The organism is Fusicatenibacter sp., assembly GCF_977045365.1.
Genome location: NZ_CDRRUH010000007.1, coordinates 22,719 through 47,271, shown reverse-complemented (window position 1 = coordinate 47,271; position 24,553 = coordinate 22,719). Strand labels below are relative to the sequence as shown.

19 protein-coding genes are annotated in these 24,553 nt (G+C 49.1%); all 19 read left to right on the top strand.

The window, feature by feature from the left end:
* Positions 1-64 precede the first annotated feature (64 nt).
* The 19 genes from ACY2VW_RS03080 (at position 65) to ACY2VW_RS02990 (ending at position 24,463) form a co-directional block, all read left to right on the top strand.
* Complete coding sequence (locus tag ACY2VW_RS03080) at positions 65-2,278, top strand: ABC transporter substrate-binding protein (protein ID WP_461876959.1); 2,214 nt, start codon at positions 65-67, stop codon at positions 2,276-2,278.
* A 119-nt stretch (positions 2,279-2,397) separates the two neighbouring features.
* Positions 2,398-3,969: an ABC transporter permease gene (locus ACY2VW_RS03075; RefSeq protein ID WP_461876958.1), complete on the top strand. Its 1,572-nt coding sequence runs from the start codon at positions 2,398-2,400 to the stop codon at positions 3,967-3,969.
* Positions 3,970-3,975: 6 nt separating this feature from the next.
* Entirely contained in the window at positions 3,976-4,944 is a 969-nt protein-coding gene (locus ACY2VW_RS03070) for an ABC transporter permease (RefSeq protein ID WP_055228618.1), read from the top strand.
* Between the two features lie 13 nt (positions 4,945-4,957).
* Positions 4,958-6,706 (top strand): oligopeptide ABC transporter ATP-binding protein OppD, encoded by a 1,749-nt coding sequence (oppD, locus tag ACY2VW_RS03065; RefSeq protein ID WP_461876956.1) that lies wholly within the window; start codon positions 4,958-4,960, stop codon positions 6,704-6,706.
* Positions 6,707-6,718: 12 nt separating this feature from the next.
* A complete protein-coding gene (locus ACY2VW_RS03060) occupies positions 6,719-8,023 on the top strand; it encodes an ATP-binding cassette domain-containing protein (RefSeq protein WP_461876954.1) in 1,305 nt (434 codons plus the stop codon).
* Between the two features lie 173 nt (positions 8,024-8,196).
* Positions 8,197-9,405 carry a hypothetical protein gene (locus ACY2VW_RS03055; RefSeq protein WP_461873314.1) on the top strand — a complete coding sequence of 403 codons (1,209 nt, stop codon included), beginning with the start codon at positions 8,197-8,199 and terminating at the stop codon, positions 9,403-9,405.
* Between the two features lie 104 nt (positions 9,406-9,509).
* The gene (gene glgB / locus ACY2VW_RS03050; protein WP_461876979.1) at positions 9,510-12,224 is read left to right on the top strand and encodes a 1,4-alpha-glucan branching protein GlgB; all 2,715 of its coding nucleotides are present in this window, start codon (positions 9,510-9,512) and stop codon (positions 12,222-12,224) included.
* 3 nt (positions 12,225-12,227) lie between these two features.
* Positions 12,228-13,100: a mechanosensitive ion channel family protein gene (locus tag ACY2VW_RS03045; RefSeq protein ID WP_461876953.1), complete on the top strand. Its 873-nt coding sequence runs from the start codon at positions 12,228-12,230 to the stop codon at positions 13,098-13,100.
* 166 nt (positions 13,101-13,266) lie between these two features.
* The gene (locus ACY2VW_RS03040; protein ID WP_118742351.1) at positions 13,267-13,734 is read left to right on the top strand and encodes a ribosome maturation factor RimP; all 468 of its coding nucleotides are present in this window, start codon (positions 13,267-13,269) and stop codon (positions 13,732-13,734) included.
* Positions 13,735-13,765: 31 nt separating this feature from the next.
* Positions 13,766-14,950, top strand: coding sequence for a transcription termination factor NusA (gene nusA / locus ACY2VW_RS03035; protein ID WP_461876951.1), 1,185 nt, complete (start codon positions 13,766-13,768; stop codon positions 14,948-14,950).
* Between the two features lie 30 nt (positions 14,951-14,980).
* Positions 14,981-15,250 (top strand): RNase P modulator RnpM, encoded by a 270-nt coding sequence (gene rnpM / locus ACY2VW_RS03030; protein WP_461876950.1) that lies wholly within the window; start codon positions 14,981-14,983, stop codon positions 15,248-15,250.
* Positions 15,243-15,554, top strand: a complete 312-nt coding sequence (locus tag ACY2VW_RS03025; RefSeq protein WP_055221524.1) for a L7Ae/L30e/S12e/Gadd45 family ribosomal protein — start codon at positions 15,243-15,245, stop codon at positions 15,552-15,554. Before rnpM ends, ACY2VW_RS03025 begins: the two co-directional genes overlap by 8 nt.
* Positions 15,555-15,649: 95 nt before the next feature.
* Positions 15,650-18,259: a translation initiation factor IF-2 gene (gene infB / locus ACY2VW_RS03020; protein WP_461873359.1), complete on the top strand. Its 2,610-nt coding sequence runs from the start codon at positions 15,650-15,652 to the stop codon at positions 18,257-18,259.
* A gap of 15 nt (positions 18,260-18,274) precedes the next feature.
* Positions 18,275-18,661 (top strand): 30S ribosome-binding factor RbfA, encoded by a 387-nt coding sequence (gene rbfA, locus ACY2VW_RS03015; protein WP_461873317.1) that lies wholly within the window; start codon positions 18,275-18,277, stop codon positions 18,659-18,661.
* Positions 18,648-19,631 carry a DHH family phosphoesterase gene (locus tag ACY2VW_RS03010; protein WP_461873318.1) on the top strand — a complete coding sequence of 328 codons (984 nt, stop codon included), beginning with the start codon at positions 18,648-18,650 and terminating at the stop codon, positions 19,629-19,631. The genes rbfA and ACY2VW_RS03010 overlap by 14 nt, the downstream gene beginning before the upstream one ends.
* Positions 19,632-19,702: 71 nt before the next feature.
* On the top strand, positions 19,703-20,629 hold the full coding sequence (truB, locus tag ACY2VW_RS03005; RefSeq protein WP_461876948.1) for a tRNA pseudouridine(55) synthase TruB: 927 nt from the start codon (positions 19,703-19,705) through the stop codon (positions 20,627-20,629).
* The gene (locus ACY2VW_RS03000) at positions 20,626-21,561 is read left to right on the top strand and encodes a bifunctional riboflavin kinase/FAD synthetase (protein WP_461876947.1); all 936 of its coding nucleotides are present in this window, start codon (positions 20,626-20,628) and stop codon (positions 21,559-21,561) included. The genes truB and ACY2VW_RS03000 overlap by 4 nt, the downstream gene beginning before the upstream one ends.
* 286 nt (positions 21,562-21,847) lie before the next feature.
* Positions 21,848-22,114, top strand: coding sequence for a 30S ribosomal protein S15 (rpsO, locus tag ACY2VW_RS02995; protein ID WP_022462935.1), 267 nt, complete (start codon positions 21,848-21,850; stop codon positions 22,112-22,114).
* Positions 22,115-22,366: 252 nt separating this feature from the next.
* On the top strand, positions 22,367-24,463 hold the full coding sequence (locus ACY2VW_RS02990; RefSeq protein ID WP_461876946.1) for a polyribonucleotide nucleotidyltransferase: 2,097 nt from the start codon (positions 22,367-22,369) through the stop codon (positions 24,461-24,463).
* Positions 24,464-24,553 lie beyond the last annotated feature (90 nt).

Here is a 24,553-nt window from a genome sequence, read left to right as displayed (position 1 = left end):
CCCGGCAAATGTCCGGATGATGCAAAAACAACGTAAATCCATGAAAGGAGTTAGGAAGAAAATTATGAAAAGAAAAATTGTAAGCGCATTACTTGTTATGAGTATGACTGCAAGCCTGGTTGCCTGCGGAAATTCCGGCAGCGGAAGTTCTGATCCGGCAGATGAAAGTGTAAGCGTAAGCAGCAGCGCATCTTCCGAAAGTGATGCAAGCGCATCTGCAAGCAGTGAGAGTGAAGCCGAGGCAGAGGAATCTGAAATGCCGGAAGGATACGATGAGACCAGCACAGAGCTCTATAACGAGGCGCTGGGTGATTTCAACGATGCACTTGCTACTGCAAAGGAAGCAGAAACGGTGGATGAGAGATATGCCCTGATGGCAGTTGCAGAGGGAAAACTGATGGAGTCCGCCATGATGTACCCGCTCATCTCAAAAGGTGGTATGTACGCTATGTACAGAATGGCTCCGCGCACCAAGGACTATACCCTTTGGGGAAGCGATCAGGACCGTTATCATCAGTATGTTGTAACAACTGATTTTATCAAAGCAGAAGATTACAACGAGATGAGAGCAAAATGGGATGAACTCAAAGGAACAGGAACCTATGAGAGCTGGGTAAAAGAATATCTGGCAGGAAAAGGCTACACCTTAAAAGACAGCTTCTCCATGCCGTATGCGAGCGATCCGGTAACATGGGACGGACTTGCAACTTCCCGTGCGGCAGATAACGATGCGATCATCAATACTTACGACGGACTGATGGAGTACGATGTAGAGGGAACTCTGCAGCCGGCACTGGCAGAATCCTATGAAGTATCTGACGACGGACTGACCTATACCTTCCACCTTCGCAAAGGTGTAAAATGGACCGATTCCCAGGGACGTGAAGTGGATACTGTAAAAGCAGATGACTTTGTGGCCGGAATGCAACACATGTGTGATGCACAGGGCGGTCTGGAATACCTGGTACAGGGCGTGATCAAAAACGTATCTCAGTACATCAGCGGCGAAATTACCGATTTCGATGAGGTTGGTGTAAAAGCTGTTGATGATTACACCTTAGAGTACACACTGGAAGAGCCATGCAGTTACTTCATGACCATGCTTGGCTACACCATCTTCGCTCCGATGAGCAGAAGCTACTATCAGTCACAGGGCGGTAAATTTGGTGCTGAGTATGATTCCTCCGCAGCAGATTATCAGTACGGAAAAGATTCCAACTCGATCGCATACTGCGGACCGTACCTGGTAACCAACGCTACAGCTAAAAATACCATCGTATTTAAACTGAGCGATTCTTACTGGAACAAAGACAACGTAAACATTAAAACCCTGACCTGGCTGTTCAATGACCAGTCTGATGTTACCAAAATGTACACAGATGCAAAAGCAGGTACCGTTGACTATGTAAACCTGAACACCTCCACCATGGAGACAGCAAAATCCGAAGGTCTGTACGATCAGTACGCAGTAGTTTCCGATACCGACGCTACTTCTTTCATGGGATTCTACAACCTCAACCGTACTGCGACTGCAAACGCCAACGACGGAACAACAGCAAAGACTACAAAGTCTGACGAAGAAATCCAGAGAACAAACAAAGCGCTGCAGAACGTTCACTTCAGAAGAGCGATCAGCTTTGCAGCAGATCGCGGCGCTTACAATGCACAGCAGGTTGGCGAGGATCTGAAGTATACTTCCCTTAGAAATACCTTTACCCCGGGATATTTCGTAAGCCTGTCAGAAGACACCACCATTCAGATCAACGGAACCGACACAACCTTCCCGGCAGGCACCTACTATGGTGAAATCGTACAGAAACAGATCGACGCCGACGGCGTGAAGATTAAAGTATGGGATGCCGAAAACAAGACCAGTGATGGTTTTGATGGATGGTACAATCCGGAAAACGCAGTAGAAGAACTGAATACCGCAATCGAAGAGCTCGCAGAAGAAGGCATCACCATCGATGAGAGCAACCCGATCCAGATTGAGTATCCATATCCGTCTGCAGTAGAAGTTTACACCAACAAAGCAAACTCCTACAAGAAATCAGTAGAGGCTGCCCTTGGCGGAAAAGTTGTGATCAATCTGGTTGATGCCGTAGACCTGGATGGATGGTACTATGCAGGATACTATGCAAACTATGGTTATGAAGCAAACTACGACGTATACGATGTCTCCGGATGGGGTCCTGACTTTGGTGATCCGTGCACTTACCTGGATACCATGCTTCCGGACTATGAAGGATACATGACCAAATGTTTCGGTATCTTCTAATTTTGGAAAAATAAAAATTGGAAAGACCAGAACAGTTGAAAGCCAATGAATAAACCGGCAGGGGGATGGGAACAAAAACAGCCATTCCCCTGTCATATTGTGTTAAGGAATGAGAGAATATGACAAAATATCTTTTTAAGCGTTTGTTGCATGGCCTTGTTTCCGTAGTAATTGTCGTTGGATGCGTTATGACTATGATCTATTCTCTGATGGACCGAAATCTGATTTTCGCACAGGACACCACCTATTCCCATCAGAGCAATAACCAGAAAAAGGTGTACAAATATCAGAAGTGGGAGACATACGGATATCTTGACTATGTAACCTATGCAGATTATTTGAACGCTCTCAAAGCAAAAGGCGAAATTGACGAGGATACGAGATCCAAAGCAGTAGCATTCGGAAGAACGAAAGACCAGGATTCAGAACTGGTATCTGAATATGTAAAGGAATTTACAGCTTATTATAAAGCAAAAGGTTACACCGTAAGAAGATACGACGCGATCATGATGGGCAAGAAAAAATATGCCAACGGCGGACAGCAGCAGCTGTTTGCGTACAAGGATATTCCGCTTGCAACGCGTCTCGGAAAATATTTTTCCGGTTTGATTGACATCGACAGCATTCACGATGCTGCAAAGGTAGAAGGTAAGAGGGGGATTACATTTACCTTACACGATCCGGTATATGGGGGAAAGAAATTTTCACCGGCCATCATGGGAAATGGCACAACACACAAGTACCTGATGTACTTTGACTCAAAATTCCCATATTTCCATCAGAATATAATCACCATAAATTTAGGAAAGTCCTATTCCGTAAATGAGGGTGTGGATGTAGCACTGACCATGACCCGCGCGCAGGGATCCTACGTAAAATCGGAGATTACCTATCCAAGCGGTCTGGTGGAATACAGTGCAGACGATCTGCACAGCGCAACGTATATGAGCGAATCTCAGGATGCAAGCGCTGTTCATTCCGATCGGTTCACAGATGACTATACCAACGTGGATACAGTTAAGAGTGGTAAATCAAAAATCGGCTATTCCTTTGTAATCGGTATCATTGCCGTAATTCTTTCCTATCTCATCGCAGTGCCGCTTGGCATTCTGATGGCGAGAAAGAAAGACAAACTGGTTGACCAGCTTGGAACCATCTATATTGTATTCATTATAGCAGTACCTTCACTGGCCTATATCTTCCTGTTTAAGGCAATCGGAGGAAAAATGGGTCTGCCAACCACCTTTGACATGGATTCGAAGAGCAAGCTGATGTATATTCTGCCAATCGTTTCCCTGGCACTGCCGCAGGTGGCAAACCTGATGAAATGGCTGCGTCGATACATGATCGACCAGATGAACTCCGATTACGTAAAATTCGCAAGATCCGGTGGTCTGACAGAGGGAGAAATCTTTACGAAACACATTTTGAAGAACGCAGCGATTCCGATCGTGCAGGGTGTTCCGGCGAGCGTACTGTTCGCACTGACCGGAGCCATCATCACCGAGCGTGTGTACGTAGTACCAGGTGCCGGTAATCTGCTGACTGAAGCAATCAGCAAATATGACAATGGTGTTATCGTAGGTGTTACACTGTTCTACGCAGTGCTCTCCGTTATTTCCATCATCCTGGGCGATGTTTTGATGTCCATGGTGGATCCGCGAATCTCATTCTCAACGAAAGACAGGTAGGGACTTATGAATTATGATTTAGATAAATTCGGTCTGTCTGAGGAAGAACTGTTTTCTCCTGTAGATAACAGCAGTTTGGAGTCTGAGAAAATTACGGCTCCGAGATATTCCTACTGGCATTCCGTGTTCCGCGTATTTTTTAAGAAAAAAATCAATATTGCCGTACTTTGCCTCCTGGGTGTGATTCTGCTGATGACGTATGTGTATCCGCTCTTTGTGGAGTACGACCGTTTCGCCAATCTGATGAACGGCGCGACAAAACATCTGTCTCCAGGCAAAGCCTTGCAGCAGCTTGGATTCAATATTCACTGGATTTTAGGATCCGGTGCTTCCGGACAGTCGACCTTTGATGCTGTCTGGTTTGGTTCCAGAATTTCAGTTTCCCTGGCATTTATCTGTGCGCTCATCAACCTTTCGATTGGTGTGATTGTCGGATCTGTCTGGGGATTTTCGAAAAAGGTTGATGTCTTCATGATGGAGGTTTACAACATCATCGGAAATATTCCGTATGTACTTCTGATCTCCGTCCTGGTGCTTATCTTTTCTCCGAGCTTCTGGACCATGGTATTTGCACTGACCGTTACCGGATGGCTTGCCATCGCGTACTTTATCCGTACGCAGGTCGTTATCATCCGTGACAGAGAGTATAATCTGGCATCAAAATGTCTCGGAACCTCGATTTTCCGCATTGCGATGAAGAATATTCTCCCGTTTATGACATCTGTCATTGTTACTCTGGCGGCAACTGAGATTCCGTCCTACATCTCTTACGAGGTGTTCCTGGCTTACATCGGTATGGGTCTTTCTGACATGTCTCTGGGAAGACTGATCTATGAGGCTGAGGGTGCCATGCTGACACCGGGATGGGGATTCGAGTTCTGGAGCCCGGTTGTTGTCGCTTCAATCATCACCGTAGTATTGTATGTAGTTGGACAGAACCTTGGAGATGCGTCCGACCCGAGAACACATATGTAGGAAGGAAAGCCGCATGGAAGATAAAAAAGTATTATTATCGATTAAGGACTTACAGGTAAAATTCCGTGTCCGCGGCCGTATCCTGACGGCGATCCGGGGCGTAACGCTGGATATTTACGAGAATGAGTCCATTGCTATCGTAGGAGAGTCCGGTGCCGGTAAATCCGTATTCACAAAAGCGTTTGCGGGCATGCTGGACAGCAACGGTTTCATCGATCAGGGAGATATTCTTTTTAACGATGCCGAGCTGAGCGATACCGTTGTGCCGCTGAACTCTTATGCGAAAAAGACCATCGCATCCACCTGGGAGAAACTGAATGAGTATTCCAAACTGGAATACGGCGCAGAAGTATTCCTGAAAATGAAAGCGCTGGAGCAGGAAAAAGAAGAAAAAATGACGCTGAGCGAGGAAGAGCGTGAGAAAGCAGATGCCAAAATCAAGGAACTCGTAGGAAAGAGAACCGAACTTTTCAACTACAAGCAGACACTCGATACTTCCAAAGAAAAAGCGAAGGTCAAAGAGACATCCGCCGAGATTTCCAGACTGGACGGCGAGATTAAGGCTCTGCAGAAAGCAAAAGAGGAAAAAATCAAGGCTCACAAACAGGCTGCCATGAACGACACGGCCTACAATCAGGCATATGATGCAAAGATGGCAGAGTACAAAAAAGAGTACGCCGGCCTGACAGCAAAAGAAATTACGGACGAGACGAGAAAGAGAAACGAGATTCTTGCCAAAGAGATCTATCTTTCCGTTGGACGTTACAAACTGCGCAAAAAGGTTCGCATGATCAAAAAGCTGCACGAAGCATTCAAAGCTGCAATGGAGCGCGGTGTGGATCTGAACGATGAGCAGAAACGGAACAGCGTTTTCGACCAGGCTACTTTCCGTGTGCGCTATCTGGATGAAACACCGGAGCGGCTTCATGGAACCTGTATCATTAACCTGGCAAAAATCCAGGATCCGAATGACTGGGGACAGATCCGCGGTAAGAAAATTGCAACCGTATTCCAGGATCCGATGACTTCCCTGAACCCGATCATCACAATCGGAAAACAGATCACTTCTGTTATCATGAAGCATCAGCATGTCAGCGAGGTGGAAGCAAGAGCACAGGCGCTTGAGCTGATGGAAAAGGTTGGTATTCCGAACGCAGAGCAGCGTTTCGATGATTATCCGTTCCAGTATTCCGGCGGTATGAGACAGCGTATCGTTATTGCGATTGCACTTTCCTGTCGTCCGAAGATCCTGATCTGCGATGAGCCGACAACTGCGCTGGACGTTACGATTCAGGCACAGATCCTGAAACTGATCAAGGATCTTCAGAAAGAGTACAACTACACCATCGTGTTTATTACCCACGACCTTGGTGTCGTAGCAAATATCGCAGACCGTGTTGCCGTTCTGTACGCAGGACAGATCATCGAGTTTGCGAACGTAGAAGAGCTGTTCTACGATCCGCGCCATCCGTACACCTGGGCACTGCTTTCTTCCCTGCCGCAGCTTGCGGAGAGGAATACAAAGCTGTTCTCGATTACCGGTACTCCGCCGTCTCTGTACAACAAGATTATCGGAGACCCGTTCGCGCCGCGTAACCAGTACTGTCTGAAAATCGACACGCTGGAAGAGCCGCCGATGTTCAAAGTAACGGATACCCATTACGCCAAAACCTGGCTGCTGGATCCGAGAGCACCGAAGACGGAGAAGCCGGAGGCAATTCAGAATATTCACGAAAAATTATTAAAAGCATACAACTTATAGGAGAGTTTGAAAGTGTCTACAAAGCAGGAAAGCAAGACCACTGTTTCGCATCTGCCGGAGCATGGTCCGATTGACGAAAATGGAAGAGAAATCTTACTGCAGGTAAAAAATGTAGATATCACTTTCGGCAAGGGCGATGACGCAGTCAAAGCGGTAAAAAATGCTTCTTTTGACATCTACAAGGGAGAGACTTTCTCCCTCGTAGGCGAGTCCGGTTCCGGAAAGACCACGATCGGCCGTGCGGTCATTCGTGTCAACCCGTGTTCTGCAGGAGAGATCCTGTACAAGGGTGTTAAAATTTCCGGCAAGATTCCGCATTCCCTGGACCGGGAGGTTATCCGAAACATTCAGATGGTATTCCAGGATCCGGCCGCATCGTTAAATGAGCGTGCGACGGTCGATTATATCGTATCCGAGGGTCTTTACAACTTCCATCTGTACGAGAACGAGGCAGACCGTGTGAAGAAGGTAGAGAATATGATCAACGAGGTTGGTCTTCTGCCGGAGCATCTGACCCGTTATCCACATGAGTTCTCCGGCGGACAGCGCCAGCGTATCGGTCTGGCCCGTGCCATGGTTATGGAGCCGGAGCTGGTTGTAGCCGATGAGCCGATCTCCGCACTGGACGTATCGATCCGTGCACAGGTTCTCAATCTGCTGAAGAAGTTCCAGAAAGAAAAACAGGTTACTTACCTGTTTATCGCCCATGACCTTTCCATCGTTCGGTTCATTTCCGACCGTATCGGTGTTATCTACAAAGGAAATATCGTAGAGGTTGCGGATGCAGAGGAGCTGTTTAACTTCCCGCTGCACCCATACACGCATTCTCTGATTTCTGCGATTCCGATTCCGGATCCGCAGCTCGAGAAGAATAAGGTGCTGTACACCTACGACCCGTCCATCCATGATTATTCCGTGGACAAACCGGAATTCGTGGATATCGGACACAACCACTTTGTATATGGAAATAAAAAAGAGATCGAAGAGTACAAGGCACTCCGTGAAAAGGGAGAGCCGCTGCAGCCGATCACTATCCGAAAGCCTGGCGAGGAAGTAAAAGAGGAGAACCACGAGGTTCATCTTTCCAAGGCGGAAGACGAATTCCTGAAAACTCCGGTTCACGATACCGGAAGTATCTGGTACAAAGTTCTGTCATTCTTCTTCCCGATCATCGGTATCATCGCAGCAATGGTATACAAAAAGAAACAATACTATCACAACTACAAAGCATGCAAGCAGGGTGCGCTGTACGGATTTGCCGTACTTGCCGTGATTCTCCTGATCTTTATCATTGCATTGATTTTAGTTGCCCTATAGTGGACAGGAAAGAAAAAGTGGCCCGGAACCAGAAAAAGGTTCCGGTGCCGCTTTTTTGATTTACAGGAGGCTTCGTTGAACTTTCCTGTCCGATTTTACTTGACGGGCGATGTGTTTTTTGGGACAATAAATTACAGCAGAAAAGGAAATTAGAATGAAAGAGGAGTAAAAGAATGGGAAGAACAGTAAAAGATCCAAACAGACGGCGGCCGAAACCGGTGCAGAAGGTCCAGCTCTCCGAGAAGAATGTCGGACGGCGCATCGTGCTTGTGGTACTGTTTCTGGCGCTTGGATCCGGCTTTCTGGTGTATGGTTTTATGAATTTTCTGCGCGGCGATTCCGGCTGGCGCGAAATCAGCGTAAAGGCGGGCGCGGAGCTGAACTGCAGCGAGGATTTCACGCTGAAATATAATGTCGGCGCAGGCGGCGTTTCTGCAGGCGGGGAGGCAAAGGCACTCTCGCTGATTTATACCGATGCGGCTGTGAAGGGCTACCGGCTTTTCAATATCGACGAGAGTTTCGATGATGTGACAAACCTGTACGATATCAACCAGCATCCAAACGAAGTGATGACGGTAGATCCGGTTTTGTACGATGCCCTGAAAAAAGTATCCGATGCCAACTGCCGGGAAATCTATCTGGGACCGCTGTACGCGTCACTGGAAAATCTCTGCATGAGCAATGATGATGCGGTCGCAGCACAGTTCGATCCGGAGAAGGATGATGATGCGGCAGAGGAAGCGGCAGCGGTCGCAGCTTTTGCGCAGAACCCGGATGACATTTCCCTGGAATTCCCGGGAGAAAACCAGGTCTGCCTGCATGTGTCGGATGCGTATCAGGCATATGCCGCAGAGATGGGCTACACGGCGTATCTCGACTATTTCTGGATGAAAAATGCTTTTTTGATTGACTATCTGGCGGACACGATCCGCGGCGGGGGCTATCAGCTCGGCATTATTTCCAGCAAGGACGGATTTGTGCGCTGTCTCGATGAAACAGGGGAAAAAGAGTACCAGTACCCGCTGTACCATCTTTCCGGGAACGAAATCCAGTCATACGGAACAATGACGTATGAAGGACCGAAAAGCATCGTGTTTTTCCACGCTTACCAGGCGGGCAGCCCGGATACGTACCGCTATTACCAGTATCAGGACGGAACGATGTGCACGCCGTATCTTAGCGCGGCAGACGGAAAAGACCACACAGCAGCATCCGAACTGATCGCCTATTCCGGTGAATATGGCTGTGCCGATACGCTGCTTGCAGCATTTTCTGATTATCAGGCCGAATCGCTTTCCAGGGAGTCCCTGGAAACACTGACTTCACAGAACATTTACAGTATCTGGTTTGAGAACGATGAGATGCAGACGACAGATGAATAAAAAACAAACCAGATTTGCATTGTACAATTGCAGTTGAAATGGTAGAATAAAAACAGAATTTGTTAGTTGAAGACAGAAAAAAAGGAGGGGTTATAATTTTGAAAATGGAAGAAAAATTATACGATTATATGGATTGGGCGGAAATTGAAGCAGTGGTCTATTCCGAGGAGAATCATCCAAGAGATATCCTGGGACCACGTGTAACGGAGGATGGTATTTTAATTCAGGCGTTTTTCCCCGGGGCAACCCGCGCAGCCGTACATACGATCCGCGACGGAAAACAGACCGAGATGGTCTGCGAGGATGAGGCGGGATTTTTCGCTGTACTGCTTCCGGGAAAGAAAATTCCGTCTTATACGCTGATCTACTGGGATGGCGACGGAAACCAGATGGAGCATTACGATCCATACGCCTACCCGATGCAGTTCACCGGGCAGGAACAGAAACAGTTTGAAAACGGCATCTGCTATTCCATCTATGAGAAGCTGGGTGCACACCCGGTCAAAATTGATGGGATCAGCGGCGTTTACTTCGCCGTCTGGGCACCGAATGCGATCCGTGTCAGTGTTGTCGGAAACTTCAATAACTGGGACGGAAGAGCATATCAGATGAATCTTCTGGAGTCCGGAATCTACGAACTCTTTATCCCCGGTGTCCGCGCGGGCGACATCTATAAATACGAAATCAAGGCAAAGGGCGGTCTGACGTATCTGAAATCGGATCCGTACGCGAATGCAGCACAGCTGCGTCCGAACAATGCGAGTGTTGTGTTTGATCTTGGAAAATATGAGTGGCAGGACGAAAACTGGATGAAAAAGCGTGGCGTCGCACAGAGCGACAAAGCGCCGATCTCTGTTTATGAAGTGCATCTTGGCTCCTGGAAAAAACCGGACGATGGCCGTGAATTTTATAACTACCGTGAGATCGCTCCGATGCTGGCTTCCTACGTGAAAGAGCTTGGCTATACCCATGTTGAGCTGATGCCGGTGATGGAGCATCCGCTCGATGAATCCTGGGGTTATCAGGTGACGGGCTATTACGCACCGACAGCACGTTACGGAACGCCGGATGACTTCCGCTATTTTATGGATACAATGCACCAGAACGACATTGGTGTTATTCTCGACTGGGTACCGGCACACTTCCCACGCGATACCTTTGGACTTTCTGCGTTTGACGGAACATGTCTGTACGAGCATTTCGATCCGAGACAGGGATCCCATCCACACTGGGGCACGCTGATTTATAATTACGGAAGACCGGAAGTAAAGAACTTCCTGATTGCCAATGCTCTTTTCTGGGCAAAAGAGTACCATGCCGACGGAATCCGTATGGATGCGGTTGCATCGATGCTGTATCTTGATTATGGCAAGCAGGACGGGGAGTGGGTCGCAAATATCTACGGCGGAAATGAGAACCTTGAGGCGATTGAATTTTTAAAACATCTGAACTCCATCTTCAAAAAAGAGTTCCCGGATGCGCTTCTTATCGCAGAGGAATCGACCGCATGGCCGAAGGTGACGGGAGACCTCGACGATGAAGGACTTGGCTTCGACTACAAGTGGAACATGGGCTGGATGAATGATTTTACGGAATATATGAAAAACGATCCGGTATACCGCGGGGCACATCACGATCAGCTGACTTTTTCTATGGTATATGCATACTCGGAGAAATTCATGCTGAGTTTGTCGCACGATGAAGTGGTTCATCTGAAGGGATCCATGTATACCAAAATGCCGGGTACACCGGAGCAGAAAATGGCAAATCTTCGTCTGGCGTACGCTTATCAGATGGTGCATCCCGGAAAGAAGCTTCTGTTTATGGGACAGGAATTCGGACAGGAAAAAGAGTGGAATGAGAAACAGTCCCTGTCCTGGGAGCTTCTTGAGAATAAGGAACATCTGCAGTTAAAGAACTATATGGCGGCACTTCATGCATTCTACAAAGCAAATCCGGCATTGTATCAGCTTGACGAAAAGCCGGAGGGCTTTGAGTGGATCAATGGTATGGAGTGGGAAAAGAATCTTCTGATCTTCCTTCGCAGAACAAGGAAGAAAGAAGATACGCTGCTTGTCGTATGCAACTTCTCGAATGTCGAGTACGATGATTTCCGCATTGGTGTGCCGTATCCGGGAAAGTACAAAGAGATGTTCAACAGCGATGCAGAAGCTTATGGCGGAACAGGCGTTGGAAATCCACGCGTGAAAATGTCGAAAAAAACAGAGTGCGACGAGCGGAAAAACTCGATTACCGTGAAACTCGCACCGCTTTCCGTTCAGATATTTTCTTATACGAAGCCGGAGACAGGCGCTGCAAGCAATAAGAGCGCAAAGGCAAAAACTGCAGCAAAAGCGGCAGCAGAGAAGAAAACCGGAAAGAAGGGAAAACCGGCTGGAAAAACGGAAGAAGCAGTAAAAGCAGTAAAAGCAAAGAAAACAACAAAGACTGCCCAAAAAGCAGAGAAAAAGGTATCGGAAAAAACGGTGAAAACCGCAGAGAAAAAGCAGGGAACCGTGACTGCGACAGAGAAGGTCGAGAAAGCCGTAAAGCAGGCGATCGACAGCAAACCGGTGAAAACGGTAGAGCAGACGGTGGACAAGCTGGTGAAAGCCGGAAAATCCGCAGCGGCAGAGGCAGCAAAAGCCGTGGAAAAATACCGCGCAGCCGCCGATCCGGAAAAGAAGCCGGCTGCAAAGCCGGAAACCAAATCGGAAGCAAAATCAGAGGCAAAACCAGAGACAAAAACGAAAAAAAGCACAGGTATGAGCAAACTCGGCGAGGAGCTGCAGAGAAAATTCGAGACAGAGGAGAAATAACACATGGTGAACCTGACAGCGGCAGAACGCGTCTATGAATACTGGATCAACAAAGTCTCCTCGGCTGCCGATCTGGTGCTGAAGATCGTGTTTGCAGTAATCCTTCTTCTGATTGCACGGAAACTGATCCTGTGGCTCTGCGGGCTGATCCGGAAAAACATGCGGCGTTTTCAAATGGAGGAGGCGGTGATCAGTTTCACCGTTTCCCTGGTGAAATACAGCCTGAACGCTCTGCTGGTGCTGACGATTATCGTTCAGCTCGGCATTGTATCCGAAGCGTCGATCGCGGCAGCCATCGCCTCCGCCGGCGTTGCCGTATCCCTGGCACTGCAGGGCGGCCTCTCGAACTTTGCAGGCGGCGTGATGATTCTGCTGCTGAAGCCATTTAAAGTCGGTGACTACATTATCTTCCCGGGCGAAGACCAGGAGGGAACGGTCAAAAAGATTGAGATGTATTACACGACAATCAACAGCATCGACAACCGTACCATCATGATCCCGAATGCCAATCTGACGAACCACACCATCATCAACGTGACGGCAATGGACCGCAGAAAGCTGGAGATCAAAGTCGGCATTTCTTATGAGTCCGATATCAGAAAAGCGAAGGACATCCTGCGCCGCCTCGTTGAGGAGGAGCCGCATTTTCAGTCGGAGGAGCAGCAGTTTTTCGTAGATGAGCTGGGCGAGAGCGCGATCACGGTCGGTCTGCGCGCCTGGGTCGCAACGGAAAATTACTGGCCGGTCAAATGGAAAATGAATGAGCGCATCAAAGAAGAGTTTGACGCGGCGGGAATTTCCATCCCGTATAACCAGCTCGATGTCCACATCTGCCCGGAACCGGCGAACAAAAAAGCCGGAAAAGGCGATAAATAAAGGATATTTTGAAAATTAACCCTTGCAATTGCACGGAAAAGGTGCTATAGTGGAACTGTTAATAAGTGACTGTTAAGGAGTGGACGATTTCGTCCACTCTTTCTTGTGTACAGGGAAATGAAAGAATTTTTCGGAAGTTTCCCTGAATCAAAAAGGTGGTGAGGATTTGAGCAGAAGAGAAGAATACGAACAGAAGGCAGAAGAACTGATCACTCCGATTGTAGAAGCCAATGGTTTTGAACTGGTGGATGTGGAGTATGTCAAAGAGGGCGGTACCTGGTACCTGCGTGCTTACATCGACAAAGAAGGCGGAATCACCGTGGATGACTGCGAAATCGTCAGCCGTGCATTTTCTGACCGGCTGGACGCAGAGGACTTTATTGATGACGCCTATATCATGGAGGTCAGCTCTCCGGGTCTTGGACGTCCGTTGAAAAAAGAGAAGGACTACAAGAGAAGCATGGGAAAAGAGCTGGAAATCCGGACATACCGTGCGATCGAGAGAAACCGGGAATTTTACGGAATACTCACCGCATATGATGATAACAGTGTGACCATTGAGGAGGAGGACGGAACAGAGCGTGTCTTCCAGAAAAGCGATATTGCATTGATCCGTTTAGCATTTGATTTCTAAACAGACGCAGATACAGGAGGAAAAGAGAAAAATGAATACAGAATTAATGGAGGCCCTTGAAGTTCTTGAGAAAGAGAAGAATATCAGCAAAGATACCCTGCTTGAGGCAATTGAGCAGTCGCTGATCCAGGCCTGTAAAAACCATTTTGGCAAAGCAGATAATGTAAAGGTAAGCATCAATGCCCAGACTGGTGATTTCAAAGTCGTAGCAGAGAAAACCGTTGTTGATCTGGTACAGGATCCGATCATGGAGATCGCCCTTTCCGATGCAAAACGTGCAGACTCCCGCTATGAGCTCGGCGATATCGTTCCGGTAGAGATCAAATCCAAAGAGTTCGGCCGTATTGCAACCCAGAATGCCAAAAACGTGATTCTTCAGAAGATCCGTGAGGAAGAGCGTAAAGTTCTGTTTGATCAGTACTTCGAGAAAGAGCACGATGTGGTTACCGGTGTGGTACAGCGCTATGTAGGACGCAACGTCAGCATCAACCTCGGAAAAGTAGACGCTCTGCTGACCGAGAACGAGCAGGTCAAAGGCGAGAAATTTGAGCCGACCCAGCGTGTGAAAGTATACGTTCTGGAAGTAAAGAATACAACCAAGGGACCGAAAGTTATGGTATCCCGTACCCATCCGGAACTCGTAAAACGTCTCTTTGAGTCTGAGGTTTCCGAGGTTGCAGAAGGCATCGTAGAGATCAAGAGCATTGCCCGTGAGGCAGGAAGCCGTACGAAAATGGCAGTATGGTCCAACGATCCGAACGTCGATGCAGTCGGCGCATGCGTCGGTATGAACGGAAGCCGTGTCAACGCGGTTGTCAATGAGCTGAACGGAGAGAAGATCGACATCATCACATGGGATGAGAACCCGGCACTCCTGATCGAGAACGCACTGAGCCCGGCAAAAGTTATCTCCGTTATGGCAGACCCGGATGAGAAGACCGCAAAGGTTATCGTTCCGGATTATCAGCTTTCCCTTGCCATCGGTAAAGAGGGACAGAACGCAAGACTTGCTGCACGTCTGACCGGATTCAAGATCGACATCAAGAGCGAGACCCAGGCACGCGAGGCAGGAGACTTCGACTACGTAGAAGAAGAGGAATACGAGGAAGAGAACAATTACGATGAGTCCGCAGCAGAGGAGGAAATCATCTCTGCAGAAGAAGACTTCGACGAGAATGATGTGGAAACAGCAGAGGAAGCCGGAGACGAAGAGTAATTAAAATAAAAACAAAGGCGGGATGAGCATTTGAGTACAGTTCGTAAAGTGCCGCTGCGTAAGTGCATTGGCTGCAATGAAATGAAAAACAAAAAAGAAATGATCCGCGTGGTGAAAACTACCGAAGGAACGATTGTTCCAGACACAACCGGAAGAATGAACGGACGCGGTGCTTATGTCTGCTCTCTGGAATGCCTGGGAAAAGCGATGAAAAACAAAGGACTTTCCCGTTCTCTGAAGGCAGAAATTCCATCAGAGGTTTATGAGCAGTTAAAGGAGGCATTTGCGAAGATTGAATAGTCAAAGTAAAGGATTATCCATGCTGGGCCTTGCCATGAAGGCGGGTAAGGTATCGAGCGGCGAATTTGCGACCGAGCAGGCCGTAAAGAGCGGCAGCGCATACCTTGTCATTCTGGCGGAAACGGCGTCGGCCAATACACAGAAGAAATTTCGCAATATGTGTGCATACTATAAAGTGCCATGCATTCTTTTTGGGGACAAAGAGCAGCTTGGAAGAGCCATCGGAAGAGAATACCGTTCTTCCCTTGCCGTATGTGAAGCGCATTTTGCAGAAAAAATAGCAGCATTGTTGGCAGAAGCGTAAGGCGTAAGGCCGGAAAGGTCGGTGGATGGATGCAGGAAACACGAAAACCGCAGAAAGAGGAGAGAAGATCATTGGAAAAGAAAGATACAGAAAATATGGAAATGAAGAAGCCGGAAGAGCAGGCAAAACCGAAGAAAAAGAAAATTATTTCCGTTGTGCGTCCGCAGAACGCAACAAGTAAAGAAGCAAAAGAGTTCACAAAGAACCAGGGACAGAAAAAAGACCGTCCGTCCCGCGGAAACGGCCGTCCGGAAGGAAACCGCAATGGAAACGGAAGAAGCGAGGACCGTCCGAACCGTGGAAACGGAAACGGCGGAAATGGAGATCGTCCGAACCGCAATGGAGACCGTCCGCAGGGAGAGCGCCGTTTCAACAATAACGGAGACCGCCCGAACCGCAATGGAGACCGTCCGCAGGGAGAGCGCCGCTTCAACAATAACGGAGACCGCCCGAACCGCAGCGGAGACCGTCCGCAGGGAGAACGCCGCTTCGGCGGAAACAATGGAGACCGCCCGAACCGTAGCGGAGACCGTCCGTTCGGAGACCGCAATAACGGCGGAAGAAGCGGAAACGGTGAGAGAAGCGGAAGACCATTCGGTGAGCGTTCCGCACGTCCAAACGGAGGCAGACCGGGAAATAATGGCGGAAGACCGTTCGCAGGAAAGGATGATGATTCCCAGAATCAGAACCGCCGTCCGGGAGGAGACCGCCGCAGAACGGAGCATAAGAGCTCTGCAGGCGATACAATGAGCCTTGGCATCAAGAAGCCAGGCCGTGATACAGGAAGAAAAGAAAAAGACAAAAACAAAGATTCTTTAAGAGAAAATAAATTCAGTGAAGACAGAGGAAGAGGCGGAAACCGTCCGAACCAGGGACATCATCAGCAGTCCAGACTCCCGAAAGCGCTCCAGAAACCGGTCAACAAACCGAAACAGGAAGCTCCGAAGGATGAGGTAAAGGAGATCACCCTGCCGGAGAAAATGACCATCCGCGAGCTGGCTGAGAAGATGAAAATGCAGCCGGCAGTCATCGTAAAGAAACTGTTCATGGAAGGAACGATGGTTACCGTAAACCATGAGATCGATTTCGAAAAAGCACAGGAAATCGCGCTTGATTATAACATCATCGCTGAGCCGGAAGAGAAAGTAGATGTGATCGAAGAGCTTTTAAAAGAGGACGAAGAGGATGAAAAAGACATGGTTCCGCGTCCGCCGGTAGTCTGCGTTATGGGACACGTTGACCACGGTAAAACATCCCTTCTGGACTGCATCCGGAACACCCATGTCACCGACCGCGAGGCTGGCGGTATTACCCAGCACATCGGTGCATACACCGTTTCGATCAACAAACAGAAGATTACGTTCCTCGATACCCCGGGACATGAGGCATTCACCGCTATGCGTATGCGTGGAGCCAATGCGACGGATATCGCAATCCTCGTTGTCGCAGCAGACGACGGTGTGATGCCGCAGACCGTTGAGGCAATCAACCATGCAAAAGCAGCCGGCGTTGAGATCATCGTTGCGATCAATAAGATCGATAAACCAGGCGCAAACGTAGAGCGTGTAAAACAGGAGCTCTCCGAGTACGAACTGATTCCGGAGGACTGGGGCGGAAGCACCGTATTTGTTCCGGTATCTGCAAAGAACAATGAAGGTATCGACGATCTGCTTGAGATGATCCTTCTGACTTCCGAAGTGCTCGAGCTGAAAGCAAACCCGAACCGAAAAGCAAGAGGTCTTGTTATCGAGGCTGAGCTTGACAAAGGAAAAGGACCGGTTGCTACCATTCTGGTACAGAAAGGTACCCTGCATGTCGGCGATTACATCGCAGCAGGCGCATGCTCTGGTAAAGTCCGTGCGATGATGGATGATAAGGGACGCCGCGTCAAGGAGGCAGGCCCGTCTACTCCGGTTGAGATCCTCGGACTTTCCGATGTTCCGAACGCAGGAGAGATCCTCGTTCAGACCGATAACGATAAAGAAGCAAAGAACTTCGCAGCAACCTTCGTGGCAGAGAACAAGAAGAACCTGCTTGAGGAGACAAAAGCGAAGATGTCCCTGGATGATCTGTTCAACCAGATTCAGGAGGGTAACTTAAAAGAACTGGCACTCGTTGTCAAAGCCGACGTACAGGGATCTGTCGAAGCAGTAAAACAGAGTCTTGTCAAACTCTCCAACGAGGAAGTTGCCGTACGCGTTATCCACGGCGGTGTCGGTGCGATCAACGAGTCCGACGTTATGCTGGCAACCGCATCTTCCGCTATCATCATCGGATTTAATGTACGTCCGGATGTAAATGCAAAATCCATGGCAGAGCAGAACGGTGTTGACATCCGCCTGTACCGTGTCATCTACCAGGCAATCGAGGATGTTGAGGCAGCCATGAAGGGTATGCTCGAGCCGGTTTACGAAGAGAAAGTTATCGGCCATGCCGAGGTACGTCAGCTCTTCAAGGCATCTGGTGTCGGAACGATCGCCGGAAGCTATGTACTGGACGGAACGTTCCAGAGAGGCTGCAAAGTTCGGATCAGCCGCGAAGGAAACCAGATCTTCGAAGGAAATCTGGCATCCCTCAAACGTTTCAAAGACGATGTCAAAGAAGTGCGCTCCGGCTATGAGTGCGGTCTTGTATTTGAAGGATTCAACGATCTTCAGGAGTTCGATCAGGTCGAGGCCTACATCATGGTAGAAGTGCCGAGATAGAAATGAGGAATTAAGTTGAGAAAAAACAGTATTAAAAACACCAGGATCAACGGGGAAGTACAGAAAGAGCTTTCCAATATCATCCGGAACGAGATCAAGGATCCGCGCATCGGAATGATGACCTCTGTCACAGCGGCAGAGGTAGCGCCGGATCTGAAGACGTGTAAAGTATATATCAGTGTATTTGGCGATGAGGAGGCGAAGAAAGAAACCATCCGCGGCTTAAAGAGCGCGGAGGGCTTCATCCGCCGTATGCTGGCCAAGACCATTAACCTCCGCAATACACCGGAGCTGACCTTTGTCCTGGATGAGTCGATTGAATATGGCGTTACGATGTCGAAACTGATTGATGAAGTAACACACAAAGAAGACAAAAAGGATGAGGAAAATGAAGAAAATTGATGAAATTCTAAACGGAGTCTCCTGCATGGCCATCGCCGGACACGTTCGTCCGGACGGTGACTGCATCGGTTCCTGCCTGGGATTATACCAGTATCTTCGCGACAATCGGCCGGAGATTCAGGCAGATGTCTATCTTGAGGATCCACGGCCGGAATTTTCCTATCTGCCGGGCTTTTCTGAGGTAAAGACAAGCTGTGAAGAGAAAGCGTACGACCTTGTGGTTCTTCTGGATGTATCCAGCGAGGACCGCATCGGCGTTGCCGCACCGCTTCTTGCAAAAGCGGGCAGAACAGTCTGCATCGATCACCATGTGACGAATACAGAATATTGCGAAATCAATCACGTCGAGCCGGATGCAAGCTCTGCCTGCGAGGTGCTGTTCGGTCTTCTGGAGGAAGAAAAGATCTCCGAGCCGTGCGCCGAGGCGCTGTACACCGGTATTGTGACCGATTCCGGTGTATTCCAGTACAGCAGCACCTCTCCGCACACGATGCGGGTTGCGGCCGCTCTGATGGAAAAGGGAGTTCCGTTTACCAGAATCATCGAGGATGCATTCTTCAAGAAAACATACGTACAGAACCAGATTATGGGACGCACGCTGACAGAAAGCATCATGCTTCTCGACAAGCAGTGCATCGTCGGTATCGTGCGGAAAAAGGTCATGGACTTCTATGGCCTGACAACGGGAGATATGGACGGCATTGTCAGCCAGTTAAAAAATACAGAAGGCGTTCACGTAGCGATCTTCCTGTATGAGCTGGAGCCGCAGGTCTTCAAAGTAAGCCTTCGCTCCGACGAGCTGGTTGATGTGAGCAAAATCGCAGCCGTATTCGGCGGCGGCGGCCATATCCGTGCGGCTGGCTGCACGATGTCAGGTTCTCCGTATGACGTAATCAACAATCTGACTCTGTATATCGAAAAACAGCTTCTTGCAGAAGAGGAAGAAGAGACGACAGAGGAAGAAGCATAAACAGGAAACAGCCGGGCGAGAAAATACATCCACGCCCGGTTTTCTTGTGAAAAAGAGGGAGACAAAACAACATGATAAACGGAGTTCTGAACGTATGGAAAGAGGCGGGATTTACGTCGCATGACGTGGTTGCGAAGCTGCGCGGCATCCTGCACCAGAAAAAAATCGGCCACACCGGAACCCTCGACCCGGATGCGACGGGCGTGCTTCCGGTCTGCCTTGGAAAGGGAACGCGTCTCTGCGATATGCTGACCGATGAGACGAAGACGTATGAAGCACTGCTTCACCTTGGAATCGCAACGGATACACAGGATATGAGCGGAACCGTGACAGCAGAAGCCCCGGTGACCGTGACGGAAGAAGAGGTGTGCACCTGCATCGCCTCGTTTGTCGGGGAGCAGCAGCAGGTGCCGCCGATGTATTCCGCGCTGAAGGTGAATGGAAAGAAGCTCTATGAGCTGGCGCGGGAAGGCATTGAGATCGAGCGGAAGGCCCGTACGGTGCACTTTTACGAGATCAACATTCTGGAAGTGAAGCTTCCGCTGGTCCGCATGGAGGTAACGTGTTCGAAGGGAACGTATATCCGCACCCTGTGCCACGATATCGGCGAAAAACTGGGCTGCCACGGATGTATGGAGCAGCTGATCCGCGCGAGAGTCGGCCAGTTTGACCGAAACGGAGCGCACACGCTTGACGAGATCGCAGCGATTGTCGGTGAGGGCCGCCTTTCGGAGATCCTCGTACCGGTCGATGAAATGTTTGCGCAGCTGCGCAGCTTTGCAACGGCGGACGATCATGCGAAAAAGCTTGCGGAAAACGGAAATCCGCTGAAACCGGCGCAGATCCGCGAAACCGGGGAAACTGCTTCCGGCGGGGACTTCGCAGAAGACGAGGAGTTCCGCCTTTATCTCGATGACGGAACGTTTGTCGGCATTTATCAATACAGACCATCACAAAACTTAACCAGACCGGTCAAGTTATTTCTGGAGAGAACATGAGATATCTAACAAAAACACTGGATTTTGACAGCAGAAGGGACAGCGTTGTAACCCTGGGAAAATTTGACGGCCTCCACCGGGGGCATATGCTTCTGATCCGCCGTGTCCTTGCAATCGGCAGAACGGAAGGACTGGAAACGGTTGTGTTTACGTTTGACGTGCCGCCGCAGTCGAAAGTGCAGCATGTCAGGCCGCATCAGCTGCTGACGAATGAGGAGAGAAGAGCCCGCCTCGAACAGCTTGGCATGGACTGCCTTGTGGAATGCCCGTTTGTGGATGAAGTGATGCACATGACGCCGGAAGCCTTTATCAAAGAGATTCTGGTGGATAAGCTGCACGCGAAAAAAGTTGTTGTGGGAAAGGATTTCGGTTTTGGCTACAAGAGAAGCGGCACAGCCGAAATGCTAAAAGAAATGGGCCCGTCCCTTGGTTTCGAAACCGAGATCATCGAAAAAGCAGAGGAAAACGGCCGCGAGATCAGCAGCACCTGGGCACGGGAAGAGCTGGAACAGGGCAATATGGAAGCCGTGAGCGGTCTGCTCGGCTACGATTACGCCGTTCACGGTGAGATTGTCCATGGCCATGCACTCGGCAGAACGATCGGCGTGCCGACAATCAATCAGATCCCGCCGGCGGAAAAGCTGCTGCCGCCGTTCGGCGTCTACGTTTCTGAGGTGAAAATCGAAGGAAAAATCTATTACGGCATCACGAACATCGGCGTCAAGCCGACGGTACAGGAGAAATTTACCGGTGTGGAGACGAATCTTTTTGACTGCAGCGAGGATCTCTATGGAAAACAGGCGGAGGTTTCTCTGTTAAAATTCCTGCGCCCGGAGCAGAAATTTGCTTCGATCGACGCGCTGAAAAACCAGCTCGATCATGATGTTGCGGCAGGAAAAAAATATGTAGAAAAAAAGTTCGCTCAGCAGTGAAACACTCGCTGTTTCGCTGCGTAAGAAAGTGATTCAGGTGTGAGCAGCTCTCCTTTTGCGAAGCAAAACTTAAAATGAGAGCTGTGAAAGTTACAGTTCGGAGAACTGTAACTACGTGAAAATTCATCGCGAAAACATCTGATTTTAGTATTTACAATTCGAAAAGCGTATGCTATACTAATCGAGTATGCGGGACAAAAAAGATCCCCGGACCCTGATTCAGAGGCAGGACACTCCGACCACTTCTTAGTCAGCGGTGCAATCAAAATAACAGGAGGAATTTAAAATGATTTCGAAAGAAAAAAAACAGGCAATCATCAAAGAGTATGCAAGAACTGAGGGAGATACAGGATCACCGGAAGTACAGGTAGCTGTTCTTACCGCAAGAATCGAGGAGCTCACTGAGCATCTGAAAGTTCACCACAAAGATCATCACTCCAGAAGAGGTCTTCTGAAAATGGTTGGTCAGAGACGTGGTCTGCTTGACTACTTAAAGAAAACTGATATTGAAAGATACCGTGCTTTAATCGAGAAGTTAGGAATCAGAAAATAATCAGCTTGGAACAACGGGCGGGATACATTTTCCGCCCGTTTCTTTGCTTGTAAGATCAAAGACGCAAACGACATGGAGCCATTCTGAGCTGCATTGCATCCGTAAGAAGCTGCCAGTGGCAGGTTCTGGAGGTGCAGGAATTTTATCCGAGACCACTGAAAAACACATTGAAAAGCTGCATCCTGTCCGTATTCCGGTGTGCTTTTCAGTTGTTTCGGAAATTCTGCTCAGAAGAAAAAAAGGAGATTATTTATGTACAAGAGTTTTTCTATGGAACTGGCAGGCAGAACCCTGACCGTAGACGTAGGCCGTGTAGCAAAACAGGCAAACGGCGCAGCATTTATGCATTATGGCGATACTGTAGTTCTTTCTACAGCAACCGCATCTGAGAAACCGCGTGACGGCATCGACTTCTTCCCATTAAGCGTTGAGTACGAAGAGAAGATGTACGCCGTTGGAAAAATCCCGGGCGGATTCAACAAAAGAGAAGGAAAAGCAAGCGAGCACGCAATTCTGACCAGCCGTGTCATCGACCGTCCGATGCGTCCGCTGTTCCCGAAGGATTACCGTAACGATGTTACCTTAAACAACATGGTAATGTCCGTAGATCCGGAGTGTGATCCGGAAGTAGTTGCAATGCTGGGTTCCGCAATCGCAACCTGCATTTCCGACATCCCGTTTGACGGCCCGTGTGCCATGACCCAGATCGGCATGATCGACGGCGAGTTTATCGTAAACCCGACTCTCGCACAGAAAGCCGTATCTGACCTGAAACTGACCGTAGCTTCCACCAGAGAGAAAGTCATCATGATTGAAGCCGGAGCAAAAGAGATTCCGGAAGCAAAAATGATCGAGGCGATCTACAAAGCACACGAAGTAAACCAGGAAATCATCAAATTCATCGACAGCATTGTAGCAGAGGTTGGAAAACCGAAACACGCTTATGAGAGCTGCGCGATTCCGGAAGAGCTGTTTGCGGCAATCAAAGAGATCGTTCCTCCGGCAGAGATGGAAGAGGCTGTTTTCAGCGATGACAAACAGACAAGAGAAGAAAACATCCGCGTCATCACCGAGAAACTCGAGGAGGCATTTGCCGACAACGAAGAGTGGCTGGCAGTATTAGGCGAGGCTGTTTACCAGTATCAGAAAAAGACCGTTCGTAAGATGATCTTAAAAGACCACAAACGTCCGGACGGCCGTGCGATCACAGAAATCCGTCCTCTGGCAGCAGAGGTTGACATTATCCCGCGTGTTCATGGTTCCGCTATGTTCACCCGTGGACAGACTCAGATCTGCAACGTAACAACTCTGGCTCCGCTTTCCGAGGCTCAGAAGCTGGACGGACTGGACGAGTTCGAGACCTCCAAACGTTACATGCATCAGTACAACTTCCCGTCCTACTCCGTAGGCGAGACAAAACCGTCCCGCGGACCGGGACGCCGTGAGATCGGCCATGGCGCTCTGGCAGAGCGTGCCCTGGTTCCGGTACTTCCGACCGAGGAAGAGTTCCCATACGCAATCCGTACCGTATCCGAGACCTTCGAGTCCAACGGTTCTACTTCCCAGGCAAGTATCTGTGCATCCACCATGTCTCTGATGGCTGCCGGCGTACCGATCAGAAAACCGGTTGCAGGTATCTCCTGCGGTCTGGTAACAGGCGAGACCGATGACGATTACCTCGTACTGACTGATATCCAGGGTCTCGAAGACTTCTTCGGCGACATGGACTTCAAGGTAGCTGGTACCCACGACGGAATCACTGCAATCCAGATGGATATCAAGATCCATGGACTGACCCGTCAGATCGTAGAAGAGGCGATTGCCAGAACGAAACAGGCAAGAGAGTACATCCTGACCGAGGTTATGGAGAAAGCCATCGCAGAGCCGCGTAAGACGGTCGGCGAGTTCGCTCCGAAGATCATCCAGATGATGATCGACCCGCAGAAGATCGGTGAAGTTGTCGGCCAGAGAGGAAAGACCATCAACGCAATCATCGACGAGACCGGCGTAAAGATCGACATCACAGACGACGGTGCAGTTTCCATCTGCGGAACCGAGCAGGCTATGATGGATCAGGCAAAGAAATATATCGAGATCATCGCAAGCGACTTTACCGAGGGACAGATCCTGACCGGAAAAGTTGTCAGCATCAAAGACTTCGGTGCTTTCCTTGAGTTCGCACCTGGAAAAGAAGGTCTGGTACACATCTCCAAGCTCGCAAAACAGCGTGTTGAGAAAGTAGAAGACGTTGTCAGCCTTGGCGATGTTGTAAAAGTAGTCTGCATGGGCAAAGATAAAATGGGCCGTGTAAGCTTCAGTATCAAGGATGTTCCGGCAGACGCAAAATAAATAGATCTGCCAGACGATAAAGAGCGGGAACACAGAAAAAGGGATCTGCAAAACGGTTCGTTTTTCTGTGTTTTCTTATGTCCGAATAGG

What these genes read in the sequence shown, in the direction of transcription:
- ACY2VW_RS03075 (WP_461876958.1), top strand. Translation starts at nt 2,398, where the DNA reads ATGACAAAATATCTTTTTAAGCGTTTGTTGCATGGCCTTGTTTCCGTA.
- nusA (WP_461876951.1), top strand. Translation starts at nt 13,766, where the DNA reads ATGAATACAGAATTAATGGAGGCCCTTGAAGTTCTTGAGAAAGAGAAG.
- infB (WP_461873359.1), top strand. Translation starts at nt 15,650, where the DNA reads ATGGAAATGAAGAAGCCGGAAGAGCAGGCAAAACCGAAGAAAAAGAAA.
- oppD (WP_461876956.1), top strand. Translation starts at nt 4,958, where the DNA reads ATGGAAGATAAAAAAGTATTATTATCGATTAAGGACTTACAGGTAAAA.
- truB (WP_461876948.1), top strand. Translation starts at nt 19,703, where the DNA reads ATGATAAACGGAGTTCTGAACGTATGGAAAGAGGCGGGATTTACGTCG.
- ACY2VW_RS03000 (WP_461876947.1), top strand. Translation starts at nt 20,626, where the DNA reads ATGAGATATCTAACAAAAACACTGGATTTTGACAGCAGAAGGGACAGC.
- rpsO (WP_022462935.1), top strand. Translation starts at nt 21,848, where the DNA reads ATGATTTCGAAAGAAAAAAAACAGGCAATCATCAAAGAGTATGCAAGA.
- ACY2VW_RS03055 (WP_461873314.1), top strand. Translation starts at nt 8,197, where the DNA reads ATGGGAAGAACAGTAAAAGATCCAAACAGACGGCGGCCGAAACCGGTG.
- glgB (WP_461876979.1), top strand. Translation starts at nt 9,510, where the DNA reads ATGGAAGAAAAATTATACGATTATATGGATTGGGCGGAAATTGAAGCA.
- ACY2VW_RS02990 (WP_461876946.1), top strand. Translation starts at nt 22,367, where the DNA reads ATGTACAAGAGTTTTTCTATGGAACTGGCAGGCAGAACCCTGACCGTA.
- ACY2VW_RS03010 (WP_461873318.1), top strand. Translation starts at nt 18,648, where the DNA reads ATGAAGAAAATTGATGAAATTCTAAACGGAGTCTCCTGCATGGCCATC.
- ACY2VW_RS03070 (WP_055228618.1), top strand. Translation starts at nt 3,976, where the DNA reads ATGAATTATGATTTAGATAAATTCGGTCTGTCTGAGGAAGAACTGTTT.
- ACY2VW_RS03080 (WP_461876959.1), top strand. Translation starts at nt 65, where the DNA reads ATGAAAAGAAAAATTGTAAGCGCATTACTTGTTATGAGTATGACTGCA.
- ACY2VW_RS03045 (WP_461876953.1), top strand. Translation starts at nt 12,228, where the DNA reads ATGGTGAACCTGACAGCGGCAGAACGCGTCTATGAATACTGGATCAAC.